Origin of the sequence: Oryzihumus leptocrescens, from assembly GCF_006716205.1 — a bacterium.
In the GTDB taxonomy this organism is placed as follows: Bacteria; Actinomycetota; Actinomycetes; order Actinomycetales; family Dermatophilaceae; genus Oryzihumus; species Oryzihumus leptocrescens.
The window spans coordinates 2,765,057-2,787,313 of the sequence record NZ_VFOQ01000001.1 but is presented as its reverse complement, the minus strand read 5'-3'; the positions used below and the strand labels follow the sequence as shown (position 1 = coordinate 2,787,313).

At 71.3% G+C, this 22,257-nt stretch carries 17 protein-coding genes; 16 read left to right on the top strand and 1 reads right to left on the bottom strand.

Annotated features, from left to right (window positions below; all coding sequences use genetic code 11):
• Positions 1-7 precede the first annotated feature (7 nt).
• The 16 genes from ilvD (at position 8) to cimA (ending at position 21,017) form a co-directional block, all read left to right on the top strand.
• Positions 8-1,726 carry a dihydroxy-acid dehydratase gene (gene ilvD / locus FB474_RS13065; RefSeq protein WP_141789049.1) on the top strand — a complete coding sequence of 573 codons (1,719 nt, stop codon included), beginning with the start codon at positions 8-10 and terminating at the stop codon, positions 1,724-1,726.
• Positions 1,727-2,000: 274 nt separating this feature from the next.
• Entirely contained in the window at positions 2,001-3,839 is a 1,839-nt protein-coding gene (locus FB474_RS13060; protein WP_141789048.1) for an acetolactate synthase large subunit, read from the top strand.
• 70 nt (positions 3,840-3,909) lie between these two features.
• A complete protein-coding gene (gene ilvN / locus FB474_RS13055; protein ID WP_141789047.1) occupies positions 3,910-4,422 on the top strand; it encodes an acetolactate synthase small subunit in 513 nt (170 codons plus the stop codon).
• 77 nt (positions 4,423-4,499) lie between these two features.
• Positions 4,500-5,528, top strand: a complete 1,029-nt coding sequence (gene ilvC / locus FB474_RS13050) for a ketol-acid reductoisomerase (protein ID WP_141789046.1) — start codon at positions 4,500-4,502, stop codon at positions 5,526-5,528.
• 166 nt (positions 5,529-5,694) lie between these two features.
• Entirely contained in the window at positions 5,695-7,386 is a 1,692-nt protein-coding gene (locus tag FB474_RS13045; protein WP_141789045.1) for a sodium:solute symporter family protein, read from the top strand.
• 19 nt (positions 7,387-7,405) lie between these two features.
• Positions 7,406-7,708: a cytochrome c-type biogenesis protein CcmH gene (locus FB474_RS13040; protein WP_141789044.1), complete on the top strand. Its 303-nt coding sequence runs from the start codon at positions 7,406-7,408 to the stop codon at positions 7,706-7,708.
• 226 nt (positions 7,709-7,934) lie between these two features.
• Complete coding sequence (serA, locus tag FB474_RS13035) at positions 7,935-9,524, top strand: phosphoglycerate dehydrogenase (RefSeq protein WP_141789043.1); 1,590 nt, start codon at positions 7,935-7,937, stop codon at positions 9,522-9,524.
• 512 nt (positions 9,525-10,036) lie between these two features.
• On the top strand, positions 10,037-11,116 hold the full coding sequence (locus FB474_RS13025; RefSeq protein ID WP_141789042.1) for a 3-isopropylmalate dehydrogenase: 1,080 nt from the start codon (positions 10,037-10,039) through the stop codon (positions 11,114-11,116).
• Between the two features lie 115 nt (positions 11,117-11,231).
• The gene (locus FB474_RS13020) at positions 11,232-12,344 is read left to right on the top strand and encodes a branched-chain amino acid aminotransferase (RefSeq protein ID WP_141789041.1); all 1,113 of its coding nucleotides are present in this window, start codon (positions 11,232-11,234) and stop codon (positions 12,342-12,344) included.
• A gap of 165 nt (positions 12,345-12,509) precedes the next feature.
• On the top strand, positions 12,510-14,042 hold the full coding sequence (locus tag FB474_RS13015) for an amino acid permease (protein ID WP_141789040.1): 1,533 nt from the start codon (positions 12,510-12,512) through the stop codon (positions 14,040-14,042).
• A gap of 5 nt (positions 14,043-14,047) precedes the next feature.
• Positions 14,048-14,770 (top strand): FadR/GntR family transcriptional regulator, encoded by a 723-nt coding sequence (locus tag FB474_RS13010; protein WP_141789039.1) that lies wholly within the window; start codon positions 14,048-14,050, stop codon positions 14,768-14,770.
• Positions 14,771-14,811: 41 nt separating this feature from the next.
• Positions 14,812-16,179 carry a glutamine synthetase family protein gene (locus tag FB474_RS13005; RefSeq protein ID WP_141789038.1) on the top strand — a complete coding sequence of 456 codons (1,368 nt, stop codon included), beginning with the start codon at positions 14,812-14,814 and terminating at the stop codon, positions 16,177-16,179.
• 5 nt (positions 16,180-16,184) lie between these two features.
• Complete coding sequence (locus FB474_RS13000) at positions 16,185-17,576, top strand: aldehyde dehydrogenase family protein (RefSeq protein ID WP_141789037.1); 1,392 nt, start codon at positions 16,185-16,187, stop codon at positions 17,574-17,576.
• 30 nt (positions 17,577-17,606) lie between these two features.
• Positions 17,607-18,374 (top strand): 3-oxoacyl-ACP reductase, encoded by a 768-nt coding sequence (locus FB474_RS12995; protein WP_141789036.1) that lies wholly within the window; start codon positions 17,607-17,609, stop codon positions 18,372-18,374.
• Between the two features lie 3 nt (positions 18,375-18,377).
• Positions 18,378-19,112 (top strand): gamma-glutamyl-gamma-aminobutyrate hydrolase family protein, encoded by a 735-nt coding sequence (locus FB474_RS12990; protein WP_141789035.1) that lies wholly within the window; start codon positions 18,378-18,380, stop codon positions 19,110-19,112.
• Positions 19,113-19,436: 324 nt separating this feature from the next.
• Complete coding sequence (cimA, locus tag FB474_RS12985; RefSeq protein ID WP_141789034.1) at positions 19,437-21,017, top strand: citramalate synthase; 1,581 nt, start codon at positions 19,437-19,439, stop codon at positions 21,015-21,017.
• Positions 21,018-21,047: 30 nt separating this feature from the next.
• Here cimA and FB474_RS12980 read toward each other — a convergent pair whose 3' ends face one another.
• Positions 21,048-22,088, bottom strand: a complete 1,041-nt coding sequence (locus FB474_RS12980; RefSeq protein ID WP_141789033.1) for a S8 family serine peptidase — start codon at positions 22,086-22,088, stop codon at positions 21,048-21,050.
• Positions 22,089-22,257: the final 169 nt, after the last annotated feature.

Genomic DNA, 22,257 nt, shown 5'->3' with positions numbered 1-22,257 from the left:
TCCGGTCATGACGCAGACGCCGACCACTGCCCAGGGCACGCCCGACATCAAGCCACGCAGCCGCGACGTCACCGACGGACTCGAGAAGGCCGCCGCGCGAGGCATGCTCCGGGCGGTCGGCATGGGGGACGAGGACTTCGCCAAGCCCCAGATCGGCGTCGCCAGCTCGTGGAACGAGATCACCCCCTGCAACCTCTCGCTGGACCGGCTCGCCAAGGCGGCCAAGGACGGGGTGCACGCCGCCGGCGGCTACCCGCTGGAGTTCGGCACGATCAGCGTCAGCGACGGCATCTCGATGGGCCACGAGGGCATGCACTTCTCCCTCGTCAGCCGCGAGGTCATCGCCGACTCGGTCGAGACCGTCATGCAGGCCGAGCGGCTCGACGGCAGCGTCCTGCTCGCCGGCTGCGACAAGTCCCTGCCCGGCATGCTCATGGCCGCCGCGCGCCTCGACCTGTCCAGCGTGTTCCTGTATGCCGGGTCGATCCTCCCGGGGATCGCCAGGCTCAGCGACGGCACGGAGAAGACGGTCACGATCATCGACGCGTTCGAGGCGGTCGGGGCCTGCGCCGCCGGGCGGATGAGCCGCGAGGACGTCGACGCGATCGAGCGGGCGATCTGCCCGGGTGAGGGTGCCTGCGGCGGCATGTACACCGCCAACACCATGGCCAGCGTGGCCGAGGCGATCGGCATGAGCCTGCCCGGCAGCGCCGCCCCGCCGGCCACCGACCGGCGCCGGGACGGCTTCGCCCGGCGCTCGGGCGAGGCCGTCGTCGAGCTGCTCCGCCGGGGGATCACCGCGCGCCAGATCATGACCCGTGAGGCGTTCGAGAACGCCATCGCCGTGGTCATGGCCTTCGGCGGCTCGACCAACGCGGTGCTGCACCTCTTGGCCATGGCCCACGAGGCCGAGGTCGAGCTGAGCATCGAGGACTTCCAGCGCATCGGCGCCCGCGTGCCGCACCTGGCCGACGTCAAGCCGTTCGGGCAGTTCGTCATGACCGACATCGACCGGGTCGGGGGAGTGCCGGTGGTGATGCGGGCGCTGCTCGACGCGGGCCTGCTGCACGGTGACTGCCTCACCGTCACCGGCCGCACCGTCGCCGAGAACCTCGCCCACATCCGCCCGCCGGACCCCGACGGCCACGTGCTGCGTGCCGTCGGGTCGCCGATCCACGCCACCGGCGGCCTGACCATCCTCAAGGGCTCGCTGGCCCCCGAGGGGGCCGTGGTCAAGACGGCGGGCTTCGACGAGACCGTCTTCGAGGGCACCGCCCGGGTCTTCGACGGGGAGCGGGCAGCGATGGACGCGGTCGAGGCCGGCGGCCTGGCAGCCGGCGACGTCGTCGTCATCCGCTACGAGGGGCCCAAGGGCGGGCCGGGGATGCGCGAGATGCTCGCGGTCACCGGCGCGATCAAGGGCGCCGGCCTGGGCAAGGACGTCCTGCTGCTCACCGACGGGCGCTTCTCCGGGGGTACCACCGGCCTGTGCGTCGGCCACGTGGCGCCCGAGGCGGTGGACGCCGGGCCGATCGCGTTCGTCCGCGACGGCGACCGCATCCGCCTGGACGTGGCGTCCGGGACGCTGGACCTGCTGGTGCCCGAGGAGGAGCTGGCGCAGCGGGCGCAGGGCTTCGAGCCGCCCGCCGGCAAGTACCCCCGGGGCGTCCTGGCGAAGTACCGCAAGCTGGTCCAGAGCGCCTCGAAGGGCGCCGTCTGCGGCTGACCGGCCGGGATGGGCGTCCCACGAGACGGACGCCCATCCCAGATGCTGGGACGAAGGAGAGGGCCGATTGACACCCTTTCGGCCGGGGGCGCAAGGTGGGGCCGTGGCCCTGAACCTCGTACTCCCCAAGCGCGCCGACTGAACCGCCAGTCAGCGCGCTGCCCCTCCTGTCCGCCACCGGACCGAGGGGCTTTTTTGTCGGCGGAGGACGACTCAGGCAGCACCACCACGCACCCGCGGGTGCACCAGACAGGACGTGAAAAGGGTGACGACAGTGACCGACGGAACCGCCTCCGGGCCCGGCTCGAACCCCGAGCCGCACGCCCCCTCGCCCGCTGACCTGGCCTCCAGCCGCCACCGTGGCAGCGTCACGGTCACCGGCGCGCAGAGCCTCGTCCGCTCCCTGGAGTCGGTCGGCGTCGACACCGTCTTCGGCATCCCCGGCGGGGCGATCCTGCCGGCCTACGACCCGCTGCTGGACTCCACCAAGGTGCGCCACATCCTCGTCCGCCACGAGCAGGGCGCCGGGCACGCCGCCGAGGGCTACGCCGCCGCGACCGGCAAGGTCGGGGTCTGCATGGCCACCAGCGGCCCGGGGGCGACCAACCTCGTGACCGCGATCGCCGACGCCTACATGGACTCGGTGCCGATGGTCGCGATCACCGGCCAGGTGTCCTCGAGCGCGATCGGCACCGACGCCTTCCAGGAGGCGGACATCCGCGGCATCACGATGCCGATCACCAAGCACAACTACCTGGTCACCGACCCGGCGCAGATCCCGCGGGCGATCGCCGAGGCGTTCCACATCGCCTCCACCGGCCGTCCCGGCCCGGTGCTGGTCGACATCAGCAAGGACGCGCTGCAGGCGCAGACGACGTTCGAGTGGCCGCCGAAGATCGACCTGCCCGGCTACCGCCCGGTGGCGCGCCCGCACAACAAGCAGATCCGCGAGGCCGCCCGGCTCATCGCCGAGTCGCGTCGTCCCGTGCTCTACGTCGGCGGCGGCGTGATCCGCGCCGCGGCCAGCGACGCGCTGCGCGAGCTCGTCGAGCTCACCCAGATCCCCGTGGTCACCACCTTGATGGCCCGCGGCACCGTGCCGGACCGCCACCCGCTCAACCTCGGTATGCCGGGCATGCACGGCACGGTCGCAGCCGTCACCGGCCTGCAGAAGGCCGACCTGCTCATCACGCTCGGCGCCCGCTTCGATGACCGGGTCACGGGGCAGCTGTCGACCTTCGCCCCGCACGCCAAGGTGATCCACGCCGACATCGACCCGGCCGAGATCTCCAAGAACCGCGTCGCCGACGTGCCGATCGTGGGGGACTGCAAGGACGTCATCCACGAGCTGCTCGGCGCGATCCGGGCCGACCACGAGGCCGGCCAGCGCGGGGACTACACCTCCTGGCACGAGCAGGTGCAGGAGTGGAAGTCCACCTACCCCTTGGGCTACACCGCCCCCGAGGGTGACTCGGTCGCCCCGCAGCACGTCATCGAGCGGATCGGCGCGATCAGCGGGCCGGAGTCGGTGTTCGTCGCCGGCGTCGGCCAGCACCAGATGTGGGCGGCGCAGTTCATCAGCTACGAGCGGCCCAACAGCTGGGTCAACTCCGGCGGCCTGGGCACGATGGGCTTCGCGGTCCCCGCGGCGATGGGCGCCAAGGTCGCCGAGCCGCACCGCACCGTGTGGGCGATCGACGGCGACGGCTGCTTCCAGATGACCAACCAGGAGCTGGCCACCTGCGTCATCAACAACATCCCGATCAAGGTCGCGGTGATCAACAACTCCAGCCTGGGCATGGTCCGGCAGTGGCAGACGCTCTTCTACAACGAGCGCTACTCCAACACCGACCTGCACACGAGCGTCAACCGGCGGGTGCCCGACTTCGTCAAGCTCGCCGACGCCTACGGCTGCGTGGGCCTGCGCTGCGAGACGCCCGACCAGGTCGACGCCACGATCGCCAAGGCGATGGAGATCAACGACGTGCCCGTGGTCGTGGACTTCGTGGTCCACCGTGACGCGATGGTCTGGCCGATGGTCCCGGCCGGCGTGAGCAACGACAAGATCCAGACCGCGCGTGGCATGACACCTGTTTGGGAGCGCGAGGAGTGAAACGCGTGAGGATCGCAGCGGAGCGAGGACCGGAGCGCGTGCGCACGGCGAGCAGAGGGAGCGCAGAGGAATGAGCAAGCACACCCTGTCGGTGCTCGTGGAGAACAAGCCCGGCGTGCTCGCACGCATCGCCGGCCTGTTCTCCCGGCGCGGCTTCAACATCGACTCCCTCGCGGTCGGCCCGACCGAGCACCCGGAGATCTCCCGGATGACGGTCGTGGTCGACGTGGAGGACCTGCCGCTGGAGCAGGTGACCAAGCAGCTGAACAAGCTCATCGAGGTGCTCAAGGTGGTCGAGCTCGACCGCACCGCCTCGGTGCAGCGCGAGATCCTGCTGGTCAAGGTCAAGGCCGACCTGTCCAGCCGGTCCCACGTGCTGGAGACCGCCCAGCTGTTCCGCGCCAAGGTCGTCGACGTCGCCCCCGACGCGGTGACCATCGAGGCCACCGGCAACAGCGACAAGCTCGAGGCGCTGCTGCGCGTCCTGGAGCCGTTCGGCATCAAGGAGCTCGTGCAGTCCGGCATGGTCGCCATCGGCCGCGGACCGCGCTCCATCACCGACCGTGCCCTGCGGTCCGCCTGAGGCGACCCATCCGCCCGGGTGACCACACGGCATACCTGCACCACCGCCTGTTCCACCAAACCGAAGGAGTGGCCGACGTGGCCGAGATGTTCTACGACGACGACGCTGACCTGTCCGTGATCCAGGGCCGCAAGGTCGCCGTCATCGGGTACGGCAGCCAGGGGCACGCCCACGCGCTCAACCTGCGCGACTCCGGCGTCGACGTGCGCGTCGGCCTGGCCGAGGGCAGCCGTTCGAAGGCCAAGGCCGAGGCCGAGGGCCTGCGGGTCCTGCCGGTCGCCGAGGCGGTGCAGGAGGCCGACCTCATCGTCATCCTCACCCCCGACCAGGTGCAGCGGAAGGTCTACGCCGAGTCGATCGAGCCGCACCTGAAGGACGGTGCCGCGCTGTTCTTCGGGCACGGCTTCAACATCCGCTTCGGCTACATCACGGCGCCGGAGAGCGTCGACGTGGCCATGGTCGCCCCCAAGGGCCCGGGCCACCTGGTCCGCCGCGAGTACGTCGACGGCCGTGGCGTGCCCGTGCTCGTCGCCGTCGAGAAGGACGCCTCCGGCAAGGCCTGGGACCTGGCGAAGTCCTACGCCAAGGCGATCGGCGGCCTGCGCGCCGGCGGCATCAAGACGACCTTCACCGAGGAGACCGAGACCGACCTGTTCGGCGAGCAGGCCGTGCTCTGCGGTGGCGCCTCGCAGCTGGTGCAGTACGGCTTCGAGACGCTCATCGAGGCCGGCTACCAGCCCGAGGTGGCCTACTTCGAGTGCCTGCACGAGCTCAAGCTCATCGTCGACCTCATGTACGAGGGCGGCATCGCCAAGCAGCGCTGGTCGGTCTCCGACACCGCGGAGTACGGCGACTACGTCTCCGGTCCGCGGGTCATCGACGCCCACGTGAAGGAGAACATGCAGGCGGTCCTGAAGGACATCCAGGACGGCACCTTCGCCAAGCGCTTCATCGACGACCAGGACGCCGGCTCCCCGGAGTTCTCGGCCCTGCGCGCCAAGGGCGAGCAGCACCCGATCGAGAAGACCGGCCGTGAGCTCCGCTCGCTGATGAGCTGGATCAAGCCGGCCGACAGTGACTACACGGAGGGCACCGCCGCCCGCTGAGGCGGCGCCGCGCGGGGCGCTGCAGGCGCGCGCCCGGCACCCGGCATACCGACGAGGGACTGGTCAAAGGTGTGATCAGTCCCTCGTCGCGTGCGTGAGGGGTGGGCGATTTGCGAGGTTCGGGACTACCGTGGGCCCGCTCCCGCCCTGGAAGGGGAAACGATCGATGCTGCACACCGTCGTGCCTGCAGAAGGACTGCGCCTCAACATGGGAGGCGCCGACTACCTGATCCTGGCCACCTACTTCGCGGTGGTCCTGTTCATCGGCTTCGCCGTCCGGCGCAGCATCCACAACAGTGAGGACTTCTTCCTCTCCGGGCGGTCCCTGCCCGCGTGGATCACCGGCCTGGCGTTCATCTCGGCCAACCTCGGTGCCACCGAGATCTTCGGCATGGCGGCCAACGGCGCCAAGTACGGCATCTCGACCGTGCACTACTACTGGATCGGCGCCGTCCCGGCGATGGTCTTCCTCGCGCTGGTGATGATGCCGTTCTACTACGGCTCCAAGGTGCGCAGCGTGCCGGAGTACCTCCGTCGCCGGTTCAACTCGCCGACCCACCTGTTCAACGCCGGCACCTTCGCGGTGTCCGCGGTGGCGCAGGCCGGCGTCAACCTGTTCGCGTTCTCGGTGATCCTCGAGGCGCTGCTCGGCTGGCCGAAGTACGTTTCGATCATCGCCGCCGGTGCCTTCGTGCTCGTCTACATCACCCTGGGTGGCCTCTCCTCGGCCATCTACAACGAGGTGCTGCAGTTCTTCGTCATCCTCGCGGGCCTCATCCCGCTGACGTTCGTCGGCCTCAAGGCCGCGGGCGGCTGGGACGGCCTGACCGGCAAGATCCAGGGCAACAAGAACGCCGGCGAGGGCTTCCTGCACGCCTGGCAGGGCACGGCCATCGGCCACGTGACCAACCCGATCGGCTCCAACTGGCTGGTCATCGCCATGGGCCTGGGCTTCGTCCTCAGCTTCGGCTACTGGACCACCAACTTCGCCGAGGTGCAGCGCGCGCTGTCGGCGCAGAACATGTCGGCCGCCCGGCGCACGCCGATCATCGGCGCGTTCCCCAAGCTGGTCATCCCGTTCTTCACCGTGATCCCCGGCCTGATCGCCCTGGCCATGATCCCCGGCCTGGGCCAGACCGACACCGAGGGCAAGGGCCTGACCTACAACGACGCGATCCCCGCGCTGATGGAGCGCTACCTGCCCTCCGGTGTGCTCGGCGTCGCGGTCACCGGCCTGCTGGCGGCGTTCATGGCCGGCATGGCGGCGAACATCTCCAGCTTCAACACGGTCTTCACGTACGACATCTGGCAGGACTACGTGAAGAAGGACCGCCCCGACGGCTACTACCTGCGCGTCGGCCGGATCGTCACCGTGGTCGGCGTCCTCGGTGGCATCGGGACGGCGTTCATCGCCTCCCGGTTCAACTCGATCATGGACTACCTGCAGCTGCTGTTCTCCTTCTTCAACGCGCCGCTGTTCGCCACCTTCATCCTCGGCCTGTTCTGGAAGCGGATGACCGGCTGGGGCGGCTTCTGGGGCCTGGTCGCCGGCACGCTCGGTGCCGCGGCCGCCTGGGGCGCCGGCCAGCTCGGCTGGGTCCACTACCTCAGCGACAGCGACGGCAACTTCAAGGGCGCGATCGTGGCGTTCGTCGCCGACGTCGTGGTCTCGGTGCTGGTCACCCTGGCCAGCCGGCCCAAGCCGATCACCGAGCTCCAGGGCCTGGTCTACGGCCTGGGCAAGCACGACATGAGCGCCGGCGCCGTGGTCGGCGACGAGGCGTGGTACCGCTCGCCGGTCGTCTTCGGCCTGCTGGCCCTCGCGCTGTCCTTCGCCCTGTACATCCCGTTCATCTAGGCCTCAAGGAGCGTCAGACATGAGCACCGGAGCACACTCCGAGGAGCCGAACCTCCCGGCACAGGCCCCGACGCGGGCCAAGCTGTTCGACCTGCGCAGCGTCCTGGGCGGACTGTTCCTCGCCTACGGCGTCATCGTCCTGGTCATGGGCCTGGTCGGTGGCGAGGCGGACCGGGCCAAGGCCGCCGGCACCAACATCAACCTCTGGGCGGGCATCGTCATGTTCGTCCTCGGCGGCCTCTTCCTCCTCTGGAGGAGGCTGTCCCCGACGCGGATCGCCCCCGACGCCGGTGAGGACGAGCAGGAGCGGCCCACCCCCTGAGCCTGGGCCGCGGCACCCGTGGCGCGCACCCGGCATACCCGCTCGTCGGTATGCCGGGTGCGTGCGTGAGGGGGCCCGTCCACATCGCGAGCCGGGGCCGGGGCCCCGGCTCGCCGTGTCTAGACTGGCCGTGGGCACAGCGCGGTGCCGGGCGGAACCTCCCGCCCAGACCCGGCCGGCCCGCAGGGGGCTCGGCCGCATCCCACCACCCGTGAAGGACAGGCCAGTGACCAAACCCGTTGTCTTGATTGCCGAAGAGCTCTCGCCCGCGACCATCGACGCGCTCGGGCCCGACTTCGAGATCCGCCACTGCGACGGGGCTGACCGATCCGAGCTGCTGCCCGCCATCGCCGACGTCGACGCCGTCCTGATCCGCTCGGCGACCAAGATCGACGAGGAGGCCCTGGCCGCCGCGAAGAACCTCAAGGTCGTCGCGCGGGCCGGAGTCGGGCTGGACAACGTCGACGTCAAGGCGGCCACGGTCGCCGGCGTCATGGTCGTCAACGCCCCGACCTCCAACATCACCTCGGCGGCCGAGCTGGCCGTCGGCCTGCTCCTCGCGACCGCCCGCAACATCGCCCCGGCCAACGAGGCCCTCAAGGGCGGGGCGTGGAAGCGCAGCAAGTACGCCGGCGTGGAGCTGCTCGACAAGACGGTCGGCGTCGTCGGCCTCGGCCGCATCGGCGTCCTGGTCGCCGAGCGCCTCGCCGCGTTCGGCATGAAGGTCGTGGCCTACGACCCCTACGTCTCCGCGGCGCGCGCCGGCCAGCTCGGCGTCCAGCTGCTGCCGCTGGAGGACCTGCTGCGCGAGTCCGACTTCATCACCGTGCACCTGCCCAAGACCCCCGAGACCCTCGGCCTCATCGGCGAGGAGGCGCTCAAGCTGGTCAAGCCCTCGGTGCGGATCGTCAACGCCGCCCGCGGTGGCATCGTCGACGAGCAGGCCCTCGCGGTCGCCCTCAAGGAGGGCCGCGTCGCCGGCGCCGGCATCGACGTGTTCGCCAAGGAGCCGACCACCGAGTCGCCGCTGTTCGAGTTCGAGTCGGTCGTCGTCACCCCGCACCTGGGCGCCTCCACCGACGAGGCCCAGGAGAAGGCCGGTGTCGCGGTCGCCCGGTCGGTGCGGCTCGCGCTCGGCGGCGAGCTCGTCCCCGACGCGGTCAACGTCTCCGGCGGGGTCATCGCCGAGGAGGTCCGCCCCGGCATCGCCCTCGTGGAGAAGCTCGGCCGGATCTTCACCGCCCTCGCCGGTGCCGTGCCGACCCAGCTGACCGTCGACGTCAAGGGCGAGATCACCGAGTACGACGTGAGCGTGTGGAAGCTCGCCGCGCTCAAGGGCCTGTTCCAGGACGTGGTCGAGGACCAGGTGTCCTACGTCAACGCCCCGCTGCTGGCGCAGGAGCGCGGATGCGAGGTGCGGCTGCTGACCGACCCGGTGGCCGAGGACTTCCGCAACGTCACCACGCTGCGCGGCACCCTGGCCGACGGCACCGAGGTCAGCGTCGCCGGCACCCTGACCGGCCCGCGCCTGGTCGAGAAGGTGGTCGGGGTCAACGGCTTCGACCTCGAGGTGCCGATCTCCGAGCACATGGCGTTCTTCACCTACGTCGACCGCCCCGGCATCATCGGCACCGTCGGCCGGGTGCTCGGCGAGGCCGACATCAACATCGGCGGCATGCAGGTCGCCCGCAAGGCCCAGGGCGGCGCCGCGCTCGTCGCGCTGACCGTGGACAGCGCGATCCCGGCGGGGGTGCTCAGCGACATCGGCACCGAGATCGGCGCCAGCGGGGTCAAGGTCGTCGACCTCGACGGCTGAGCACCGACAGCACCGCGTACGAGGGGCCCGACCGTCCGGTCGGGCCCTTCGTCGTGCCCGGGGGTGGGGTTCGGGCCGGGCGTCCAGTGCCGTCTCACGGGGTGGGAAAGAAGTTCCACATACTTGGACGTCCACGTAATCTCGAGGACATGACGCGGCTGGTTCTCATCCTTCGCCGCCGCGGCGGGTTCCGACAGGTCAGCTGACTCGCCGCGGAGACCCCGCGTGTGCCGCTGACCCACCCCCCGTCATCCCGGGGAGCGTGTGTGAGACCCATTTCCCCTTGTCACCAGTGACGATCATGCGAAGGACGTGACGACATGAGCGAAGCCGAAGAGGCCACCCGCCGCGCACTGCAGGAGTCCATGGACCTGCGCGACCAGGGCCACTCCGACGACGAGTGACCGGTCACCACGACCGAGACACGGACGGCCTCCCGGCGACCAGCCGGGAGGCCGTCCGTCATGTGGGACACAGATTCCAGCACGCAAGACGACTTCTAGGCTGAGGTCATGGCTGACGAGCAGAGCCCGGCGCAGGGCACGGACACCCTCGACATCGCCGTCATCGGCGGTGACGGCATCGGCCCGGAGGTGGTCGCCGAGGGCCTGAAGGTCCTCTCCGCGGTGACCGCCGGCCAGGGCCCGAAGATCAGCACCACCGAGTACGACCTCGGTGCCCGCCGCTGGCACGCCACCGGCGAGACCCTGCCCGACTCGGTGCTGGAGGAGATCCGCGGCCACGACGCCATCCTGCTCGGCGCGGTGGGCGACCCCGGCGTGCCCAGCGGGGTGCTCGAGCGCGGGCTCCTGCTCAAGCTGCGCTTCTCCCTGGACCACTACGTCAACCTGCGCCCGGCCCGGCTCTACCCCGGCGTCACCAGCCCTCTCGCCGTGGAGCGGGTGGCCCCCGGCGGCATCGACTTCGTCGTGGTGCGCGAGGGCACCGAGGGTCCCTACGTCGGCAACGGGGGAGCGCTGCGGGTCGGCACCCCCGCCGAGGTCGCCACCGAGGTCAGCGTCAACACCCGGTACGGCGTGGAGCGGGTCGTGCGCGACGCCTTCCGACGCGCCCAGGGCCGGCCTCGCAAGCACCTGACGCTGGTGCACAAGCACAACGTGCTCACCCACGCCGGCCACCTGTGGCGCCGGACCGTCGAGGAGGTCGGCGCGGAGTTCCCGGACGTGGAGACGGCCTACCAGCACGTCGACGCGGCCACGATCTTCCTGGCCACCGACCCGGGCCGCTTCGACGTCATCGTCACCGACAACCTCTTCGGCGACATCATCACCGACATCGCCGCAGCCATCGCCGGGGGCATCGGCCTGGCCGCCAGCGGCAACATCAACCCCGAGCGCACCGCGCCGAGCATGTTCGAGCCCGTCCACGGCTCGGCCCCCGACATCGCCGGCCAGGGCAAGGCCGACCCGACCGCGACGATCCTGTCGGTCGCCCTGCTGCTGGATCACCTCGGGCGCGGTGAGGACGCCGCCCGCGTCGAGGCCGCCGTGGCCGCCGACCTGGCCGAGCGGGGGAGCGCGCCGCGGTCGACGTCGGCGATCGGCGACGCCATCGCCGCCCGCGTGGGCTGAGGCCCGCCGTCCGCGCGGGCTGAGGACCTCCCGCCTCGGCGGAGCACCCCGTGCCGGGTAGCCTTCGGCTCAGGGCACGTGCCCCACCCACGACTTCCGGTCAGGAGGACCTTCGATGACGCAGGCGACCGCCCCTTCGACGCTGGAGTTCACGGTCAGCAGGCGGCCCGACGTCCTCCCCGACGCCGAGCGTGAGGCGATCCTCGCCAACCCCGGCTTCGGCAAGAAGTTCACCGACCACATGATCCTGGCCACGTGGACCCCCGGTGAGGGCTGGCACGACGGCAAGGTCACGGCATACGGGCCCATCTCGCTGGACCCCTCTGCGGCGGTGCTGCACTACGCGCAGGAGATCTTCGAGGGGATGAAGGCCTACCGGCACGCGGACGGGTCCATCTGGACCTTCCGCCCGGAGGCCAACGCGGCGCGGTTCGCCCGGAGCGCCCGGCGCCTCGCGCTGCCCGAGCTGCCCGAGGCCGACTTCCTCGCCAGCCTCACCGCGCTGGTCGAGGTCGACCAGGCGTGGGTGCCCAGCGGCGAGGCCGGCGAGGCCAGCCTCTACCTGCGCCCGTTCATGTTCGCCTCCGAGGCCTTCCTGGGGGTCCGTCCCGCGGCCCAGGTGACCTACTGCGTCATCGCCTCCCCGGCCGGCGCCTACTTCTCCGGTGGCGTGAAGCCGGTGTCGATCTGGCTGTCCACCGACTACACCCGTGCTGCTCCCGGCGGCACCGGTGCGGCGAAGTGCGGCGGCAACTACGCGGCCAGCCTCGCGGCCCAGGTCGAGGCCAGCGCCCACGGCTGCGACCAGGTCGCCTTCCTCGACGCGGTCGAGCACCGCTGGGTCGAGGAGCTGGGCGGCATGAACCTGTACTTCGTGCGCCGCGACGGCTCGATCGTCACCCCCGAGCTGACCGGCACCATCCTCGAGGGCGTCACCCGCGCCTCGATCCTGGAGCTGGCCAAGGACCTCGGCCACAGCGTGCAGGAGCGCCGCATCTCCATCGAGGAGTGGCGCGAGGGTGTGGCCAGCGGCGACATCACCGAGGTCTTCGCCTGTGGCACGGCCGCCGTGGTCACCCCGGTCGGGCGCCTCGCCTGGGAGGGCGGCGAGCTGTCCGTCAACGGCGGCGAGACCGGCTCCACCACGCTGGCGATCCGGCAGGCCCTGCTCGACCTGCAGTACGGTCGCGCCGAGGACACCCGGGGCTGGCTCACCCGGCTGGTGTGACCGGCCCGGCCCGGCCGGGCCGGCGCCGGCAAGCTCGTCGGTGAACGGCTGGTAAAGGTCTGCAACCAGACCATTGACGGAGGGCAACTCCGGGTCTTCAATCGAGACAAGCCCATCTGTCTCGGTGGGTCATGGTCCATCGCCAGACCCTCTTCGAGGTGCCCGATGAGCGCAACGCCCCCCGCGTCCCCACAGCCCGTTGACGCTGACTCCGCGATGCTGGCCGAGCTCGGTTACGAGCAGGAGCTCCACCGGAGGATGAGCGGCTTCAACAACTTCGCCGTCTCCTTCTCGATCATCTCGATCCTCGCCGGTGCCATCACCAGCTACGGCATCGCCCTCAACGCCGGCGGACCCATCGCCATCTCCATCGGCTGGCCGCTTGTCGGGCTCTTCGTCTGGCTGGTGGCGCTGGCCATGGGTGAGGTCTGCTCGGTCTTCCCCACGGCTGGGGGCCTGTACTTCTGGGCGGGACGCCTGGCCCGGCACCGCAAACCGATGTGGGCCTGGTACGTCGGGTGGTTCAACTTCCTGGGCGAGGTCGCCGTCACGGCAGCGATCGACTACGGCGCGGCCATCACCTGGATGGCCTTCCTCGACCTGACCTGGGGGGTCGGCGTGACCGCGGGCAGGACGTTCATCGCCTTCGCGGTCATCCTGCTGCTGCACGGGCTGCTCAACACCTTCGGGGTCGACCTGGTCCGGCGCCTGTCCGACATCAGCGCGTGGTGGCACCTGGCCGGGGTCGCCGTCATCGTGGCCGTGCTCTCGTTCGTGCCCGACCACCACCAGTCGCTCTCGTGGACGTTCACCCACTTCGAGAACGCCACCGGCTGGAACAGCGTCATCTACGTGTTCCTCATCGGGCTGCTCATGGCGCAGTACACCTTCACCGGGTTCGACGCCTCGGCCCACGTGGCGGAGGAGACCCACTCCGCCTCCGTCAACGCGCCCAAGGGGATCGTGAACTCGGTCGTGGTGTCGCTCTTCGCCGGCTGGGTCCTGCTCGTCGCCATCACGGCGTCGATCCAGAACGTCGACCGGGCTCGCACGACCAGCATCGGCCTGCCGCCTGCGCAGATCTTCATCGACGCCGCAGGGCACTCCCTGGGGGTCGCGCTCGTCTTCATCTGCGCGGTCGCCCAGTTCTTCTGCGGCATGGCCTCCGTGACGGCCAACTCGCGCATGTCCTACGCGTTCTCCCGCGACAACGCGCTGCCCGGCTCGCGCTGGTGGTCCAGGGTCAACCCGCGGACGGGTACCCCGACGAACTCCATCTGGCTGTGCGTCGTCTGCTCCCTGGTCCTGGCCAGCCCGGCGCTGTTCAGCACCACCGCCTACCTCGCCGTCACCTCGATCGCCGTCATCGGCCTCTACATCGCCTACGTCACTCCCGTGCTGCTGCGCCGCCTCAACCCGGACTTCCGCCCCGGCGCCTGGAACCTCGGCCGGTGGAGCCCGCTGGTGGGCTGGATCGCGGTCATCTGGGTGGCCTTCATCGTCATCCTCTTCATGCTGCCGCCGGCCAACCCGATCACCGTGGACACGTTCAACTACGCGCCCATCGCGGTGCTCGCCGTCCTGGTCTTCGCGACCATCACGTGGATCATCGGTGGCCGTCACCACTTCATGAAGGACGTGCCGCCCGGTCACGACACCCGACCGGCCGCCGAGATCTTCGGCCCCGAGGTGCCGTGACGGCAATGCCCTCGGACGCCAGCCGGCTGCCCGACGCCGTGCTGCGGCCCGCGCCGGGCAACGCCTTCGAGTCCACGGTCGAGCAGCTCGCCACGGCGATCCGGCTCGGGGTGTTCGCCCGGGGCGAGCTGCTGCCGCCCGAGCGCGAGCTGGCCGAGCGGCTGGCGGTCAGCCGGGTGACGCTGCGCGAGGCCATCGCGGCCCTGCGTGAGTCGGGCATGGTGGAGACCACCCGCGGGCGCGGCGGGGGCACCAAGGTGGTCTACCGGGGAGCCCCGATGCCGGAGTCCGCCGACCAGCCGGTGCGCCACGGCGCCGACCTCGCCGACGCGCTGAGCTTCCGACGCGTGGTCGAGCCCGGGGCGGCCTACCTCGCGGCGTCCCGGCCCCTGTCGGCCGACCAGCGGGCCTGGCTGCTCGAGGCCGCCGCCGCGGTGCGCCAGGCGCCGGACAGCGCCGCCCACCGGGTCGCCGACTCCCGCTTCCACCTGGCCATCGCCACCCTGTCCGGTTCGCCGATGCTCATCGAGTCCGTGACGCGGGCGCAGGCCGCGCTGCACGAGCTGCTGAGCGCGATACCGGTGCTGCCGCGCAACATCGCCCACTCCACGCAGCAGCACGAGGCCGTGGTGGCGGCCGTTCTGGGAGGCGCCCCCGAGGCCGCCCGGGCCACGATGGAGGAGCACTGCGACGCCACCTCCGCCCTGCTGCGGGGCCTGCTCGGCTGACCGTACGGACCACGAGCTCACCGGCTGACCCGAGGAGAGACATGACCAGACCCCCACATCTGACCGTCGACCAGCTCCGCGACGACATCGCCTCGGGTGCCGTCGACACCGTCATCGTCGCGTTCACCGACATGCAGGGGCGACTGCAGGGCAAGCGGATCCACGGGCAGTTCTTCCTCGACCGGGTGCTCGGCCACGGCACCGAGGGCTGCAACTACATGCTCGCGGTCGACGTCGACATGAACACCGTGGGCGGCTACGCCATCAGCTCGTGGGAGCGCGGCTACGGCGACATGATGTTCGACCTCGACCTGTCGACGCTGCGCCGCACGCCCGGGCAGCCGCACTCGGCGACGATCCAGTGCGACCTGTCCTGGCTGGACGGTGAGGGCCTGGTGCGCCAGTCGCCGCGCTCGGTCCTCAAGTCCCAGGTCGCCGCGGCGGCCGAGCTCGGCTGCGTCGCCCTGGCAGGCACCGAGCTGGAGTTCATCGTGTTCGAGGACTCCTACGAGCAGGCCTGGGACCGGCACTACCAGGGGCTGACCGGTGCGAACCGCTACAACGTGGACTACTCGATCCTCGGGGGCACCAAGGTCGAGCCGCTGCTGCGGGAGATCCGCAACCAGATGTATGCCGCGGGCGTCACCGTCGAGAGCGCGAAGGGTGAGTGCAACCTCGGCCAGCACGAGATCGCGTTCCTCTACGACGACGTGGTGCGCACGTGCGACAACCACTCGATCTACAAGACGGCGGCCAAGGAGATCGCCGGCGCGCACGGGCAGTCGCTGACGTTCATGGCCAAGTTCGACCAGCGGGAGGGCAACTCGTGCCACATCCACCTGTCACTGCGCGGGGAGGACGGGTCGATCGTCTTCGCCGACACGTCCCGGCCGCACGGCTACAGCGAGATGTTCGAGCACTTCGTGGCGGGCCTGCAGGTCACCATGCGGGAGCTGACGTTGATGTACGCCCCGAACATCAACTCCTACAAGCGCTTCCAGCCCGGGTCGTTCGCCCCGACGGCCGTCGCCTGGGGCCGCGACAACCGCACCTGCGCGCTGCGTGTGGTCGGTGAGGGTGAGGCGCTGCGGGTGGAGAACCGCGTCCCCGGAGGTGACGTCAACCCCTACCTCGCGGTGGCCGCGATGCTCGCCGGCGGGCTGCACGGGGTGCGGGAGAAGACCTGGCTCGAGCCTCCCTGCGAGGGCAACGCCTACACCTCCGGCAAGGACCGCGTCCCCACCACGCTGGCGCAGGCGCGGGACCTGTTCGCCGCGTCGGAGGTCGCGCGTGACGCCTTCGGCGACGACGTGGTCGACCACTACGTGCACGCCGCCGACGTCGAGCTCGCGGCGTTCAACGCCGCCGTGACCGACTGGGAACGCATCCGAGGATTCGAGAGGCTGTGACACGCATGGGCACCACGACGGACGAGAGCCGTCACGAGGTCATCAACCCGGCGAGCGGCCAGGTCGTGCGGACCGTCGACCTCGCCTCGCGCGAGCAGGCGGACGAGGCCATCGCCCGCGCCGGGGCCGCCGGACCCGCCTGGCGCGCGGTGGCGCCGGCGGACCGGGCGCGGCTGCTGCGCCGCTTCGCCGAGGTCGTCGACGACCACCTCGAGGAGCTGGCGCAGCTGGAAGTGCTCAACGCCGGCCACACGATCGGCAACGCCCGGTGGGAGGCCGGCAACGTGCGCGACGTGCTGGCCTACTTCTCGGCCGCGCCGGAGCGGCTGTTCGGTCGCCAGATCCCCGTCGCCGGCGGGCTCGACGTGACGTTCAAGGAGCCGCTCGGCACCGTCGGGATCATCGTGCCCTGGAACTTCCCCATGCCGATCCTGGGCTGGGGGATGGCTCCCGCGCTCGCGGCCGGCAACACCGTCGTGCTCAAGCCGGCCGAGCTGACCCCGCTGACCGCGATGCGTATCGGCGAGCTCGCCCTCGAGGCCGGCCTCCCCGAGGGCGTGCTGAACGTCGTCCCCGGGAAGGGAACGGTCGTGGGCGAGCGGTTCGTGACGCACCCCGGCGTCCGTAAGGTCTGCTTCACCGGGTCGACCGCGGTGGGGCAGGGGATCATGCGCGGGGCCGCCGAGCAGGTCAAGCGGGTCACCCTGGAGCTCGGCGGCAAGAGCGCGAACATCGTCTTCGACGACGCCGACCTCGAGAAGGCGGCAGCGGCGGCGCCCTACGGCGTGTTCGACAACGCCGGTCAGGACTGCTGCGCCCGCAGCCGGATCCTGGTGCAGCGCGCCGTGTTCCACCGGTTCATGGAGCTGTTCGAGCCGGCCGTGCGGGGCGTGGTCGTCGCCGACCCGGCGGAGGAGACCACCGAGATGGGCCCGCTGATCAGCGCCGGCCAGCGGGAGCGGGTCAGGTCCTTCGTGGAGGACGCCGAGGAGCCGGTCGACGTTGCCTTCCGCGGGGAGGCGCCGGGCGGGGGCGGCTTCTGGTACCCCGCGACGGTCGTGCTGCCGCGTTCGACACAGGACGCGGTCTGGCAGGACGAGGTCTTTGGTCCCGTCGTCGCCGTCATGCCGTTCGACGACGAGGCGGACGCGGTCGCGAAGGCCAACGACACGGCATACGGGTTGTCCGGGTCCATCTGGACCCGTGACGTCGGGCGGGCGCTGCGCGTCGCCCGCGGGGTCGAGGCGGGCAACCTCTCGGTCAACTCGCACAGCAGCGTGCGCTACTCGACGCCCTTCGGCGGGTTCAAGCAGTCAGGCCTGGGACGCGAGCTCGGCCCGGACGCACTGGACGCCTTCACCGAGGTCAAGAACGTCTTCATCTCCACCGAATCCTGAGCAGCATCAACGACGTTGAGAGGCAGGACCATGACAGGCAGGCTCGAGGGCAAGGTCGCCGTCGTCACCGGAGGGTGCAGCGGCATCGGCCTGGCGACGGTGCGCCGCTTCGGCCAGGAAGGCGCGAGGGTGGTCATCGGCGACCTCGACGAGGTGGCCGGACCGAAGGTCGCCGACGAGGTCGGCGGGACCTTCGTGCGCTGCGACGTGACCGACGCCGGCGACGTCGAGACGCTCTTCCGGACGGCGAAGGACACGTGGGGCAGCGTCGACGTCGCGTTCAACAACGCCGGCATCTCGCCGCCGGAGGACGACTCGATCCTCACCACCGACCTCGACGCGTGGCGCAAGGTGCAGGAGGTCAACCTGACCAGCGTCTACCTGTGCTGCAAGGCGGCGCTGCCCTACATGCTCGAGCAGAAGCGCGGCTCCATCATCAACACCGCCTCTTTCGTGGCGGTCATGGGCGCGGCGACGTCGCAGATCTCCTACACCGCGAGCAAGGGCGGCGTGCTGTCGATGTCACGCGAGCTCGGCGTGCAGTTCGCGCGCGAGGGCGTGCGCGTCAACGCGCTGTGCCCGGGGCCGGTCAACACCCCGCTGCTGCAGGAGCTGTTCGCCAAGGACCCCGAGCGGGCCGCGCGGCGCCTGGTGCACATCCCGACCGGCCGGTTCGCCGAGCCCGAGGAGATCGCCAACGCCGTCCTCTTCCTGGCCAGCGACGAGTCGAGCTTCATCACCGCCTCGTCGTTCCTCGTCGACGGCGGTATCTCCGGCGCCTACGTCACCCCGGTCTGAGCCATGGGCGGTGAGGGGTCCCGGCCGGTCATCGGCATCACCTGCTACGTCGAGCCGGCCTCCCGCGGCGACTGGACCGACGTGCCGAGCGCGCTGCTGCCGCAGGACTACGTCACCAAGGTCGAGGCAGCGGGCGGGATCGCGCTGCTGGTCCCGCCCCGTCTCGACGCGGACGACACCCTCGCCCGTGACGTCCTGGCCCGCCTCGACGGGCTCGTCCTCGCCGGGGGAGCGGACGTCGAGCCCAGCCGGTATGCCGCGCAGCCGCACCCGAGCGTGCAGCCCGGCCGCCCCGACCGGGACGCCCTCGAGCTGGCGCTCGCGCGCGTCTCGGCCGAGCAGGACCTCGCCGTCCTGGGCATCTGCCGGGGGATGCAGGTCATGGCGGTGGCGGCCGGCGGCCACCTGGAGCAGCACCTGCCGGACCGGGTCGGCCACCACGAGCACTCGCCGGCGCCGGGGGTCTACGGCGTGCACCCGGTCGCCACGGTGGCCGGTACGCGGGTCGCGCAGATCCTGGGGGCGGCTGTGGACGTGCCGACCTACCACCACCAGTCGGTGCTCGACCACCCCGGCTACGTCCCGGCCGCCTGGTCCGACGACGGGACGCTGGAGGCGATGGAGGACCCGGGATCCCGGTTCCGGCTGGCCGTGCAGTGGCACCCGGAGGCCGGCACCGACCCCCGGCTGTTCGAGGCTCTGGTGCAGGAGTGCCGGGAGCGGGCGGCGGGCGGCTGAGTGGACCCGGCCGCGCGGCATACCGGCTGCCCGGTGACCGGTCCCGGATGGCGAGACGTGGTGCCACGATCCGGACGGACCGTGGCACCCTGAGCCTTGTCATGAGCACCTGGACGGCAGTGGCCACCGCCACCATCATTCTCGGCTAGCGCGACGGGACACCTCCCGCCGCGCAGACCTCCCACACCCTGGGGGGTCTTTTTCGTTACCGGGCACCACCCCGCCCCCGGTGACGGTCCCGAGGTGGACGACCATGGATGACACGGGCGGCGCCCCGGCGCCGTCACGACCGCACTGCTGCAGTGACCTGAGATGGGGCCGACGATGACCGACCTGCACGTCTACGACACCACGCTGCGTGATGGTGCGCAGCAGGAGGGGCTCAACCTCTCCGTCGCCGACAAGCTCGACATCGCGCGCCACCTCGACGAGCTCGGCGTGGGCTTCATCGAGGGTGGCTGGCCCGGCGCCAACCCCAAGGACACCGAGTTCTTCGCCCTCGCCCAGCGCGAGCTGTCGCTGCGCAACGCCACCCTGGCCGCCTTCGGCTCCACCCGGCGGGCCGGCACGGTCGCGGCGGACGACCCGATGGTGCGCGCCCTGCTCGACTCCGGTGCGCCGGTGGTCACCCTGGTGGCCAAGTCGCACGTCCGGCACGTCGAGACCGCGCTGCGCACCACGCTCGCGGAGAACCTCGCGATGGTGCGCGACACGGTCGCGTTCCTGCACGGCGAGGGCCGGCGGGTGTTCCTCGACGCCGAGCACTTCTTCGACGGCTACCTGGCCGACCGGGACTACGCCCTGGAGGTGCTGCGCACCGCCGCCGAGGCCGGCGCCGAGGTGGTGGCGCTGTGCGACACCAACGGCGGGATGCTCCCGCCCCAGGTCGGCGACGTGGTCGCCGAAGCGCTGGCCGGCACCCAGGCGCGCCTGGGCATCCACTGCCACAACGACACCGGCTGCGCGGTGGCCAACTCCCTGGCCGCGGTCGCCGCCGGCGCCACGCACGTGCAGGGCACCATCAACGGCTACGGCGAGCGCACCGGCAACGCCGACCTGCTCACCGTGGTGAGCAACCTGCAGCTCAAGCTCGGCCAGCCGATCGTCCCCGAGCAGCGGCTGCGGGAGGCCACCCGGATCGCGCACGCGATCAGCGAGGTCACCAACGTGCCGCCGTACAGCCGCCAGCCCTACGTCGGGGCCAGCGCCTTCGCGCACAAGGCCGGCCTGCACGCCAGCGCGATCCGGATCGACGCCGACCTCTACCAGCACACCGACCCGATGGCCGTGGGCAACGACATGCGGATGCTGGTCTCCGACATGGCCGGTCGCGCCAGCATCGAGCTCAAGGGGCGCGAGCTGGGCTACGACCTGTCCGGCGAGACCGAGCTGCTCAGCCGGGTGGTCGAGAAGGTCAAGGACCTCGAGCTGCGCGGCTACACCTTCGACGCCGCGGACGCCTCCTTCGAGCTGCTGCTGCGCGCCGAGGTCGAGGGGGAGCGGCTGAGCTACTTCGACGTCGAGTCCTGGCGGGTCATCACCGACTCGCGCGACGCGGGCGAGGCGGTCTCCGAGGCCACGGTGAAGCTGGTCGCCGGGGGTGCTCGCGTGGTCGCCACCGGCGAGGGCAACGGCCCGGTCAACGCCCTCGACCACGCCCTGCGCCAGGCGCTGTCCGGCGCCTACCCCGAGCTGGACAAGCTGGAGCTGATCGACTTCCGGGTGCGCATCCTCGATGCCGCCCACGGCACCGACGCGGTCACCCGCGTGCTCATCGAGACCTCCGACGGCTCGACGTCGTGGGAGACCGTGGGCGTCGCGCCGAACATCGTCGAGGCGAGCTGGATCGCGCTCGTCGACGGCGTCACCTACGGCCTGCTGCGCCAAGGCATCCCGGTGCGCTGAGCCGCAGGGTGTGGTGGCGCGCCGCCCCGCTCAGGGGTGGCGCGGCATACCGCGGGCTGCGCGGACGGCTGCGGCCGCGTCGACCAGGCCGTAGCCGCTGGTCGGCGACCAGTCCGGCTGCCCGGGAAGGGGTGTGGCGGTCGCCTCGATGACCCGGCGCACCTGGTCGGCGCCCAGGTCCGGTCGCACCGAGCGCACGAGCGCGGCCACCCCGGCGACCTGGGGCGTCGCGATCGAGGTATAGCCACCCTCGCCGTAGCCGCCCCCTCGTGCCGTCGTCGGCACGCCGTCGCCGGGTGCCATGACCAGGTCGTGCGGGCCGGTGGAGGAGTAAGCCGCCCGCTCACCGCCGCGGTCGGTGGCCCCCACGGCGAGGACGTGGGGCAGGTCCGCGGGGGCGGGCCACGGGTTGGGGGAGTCGCCGGAGTTGCCCACGGCGGCCACGACGAGCACGTCGCGGGCGTGGGCGTACTCCACGGCCTCGCGCATCGCCGGTGTCGGCAGCACGCCCAGGCTCATGCTGATGACCCGCGCCCCGTGGTCGACCGCCCAGCGCAGGCCGGCGGCCACCAGGACGTCGCCCTCGTCGTCGTCGGTGTGCCCACCGGAGTCGGCGACCTTGACCGGCAGCAGGCGTCCCTCGGGGCAGACGCCGGCGATGCCGGTGCCGTTGTCGGTGACCGCCGCGATGACGCCGGCGACCTCGGTGCCGTGCCCCTGGTCGTCGTCCGCGCTGCTGGTGCCGCTGACGAAGGTCGCGCCGGGCAGCAGGTGCGGCGCCAGGTCGGGGTGGTCGAGGTCGACGCCGGTGTCGAGGACCGCGACGGTCACGCCTGGGCAGTGGGTGAGGGCCCAGGCACCGGCGACGTCGAGGGCGGTGCGGGGGTGCTGTGCACCCGGCGGCGTGCCGGCGCCGAGGTTCCACTGGGTCGGCAGCAGCGGGTCGTCCGGCAGGTGGTGCCACGTGCGCGCCGGCGGCCCGGCAGGGCTGGTGCCGACGAGCTGCACGGCCGGGGTGCCGGCGAGGGCGACCGCCGCGAGGACGCCGAGGGTGGCTGTGGGGATGCCCATGCAGACCTGCCTTGTCCGGAACGCACCGTGTGGGTGAGTTGGTGGGGGTATGTCTACCTCATGGGCACCCGGGCGGCGCGTCAGCGGGCCGGGCCCCGTCTCCCGGGCGCCGACAGTGCCGGGTTCGCCGTGGCTCGTGTCCGGCAGGCGAGGGCGGCCGGGCAGCCTC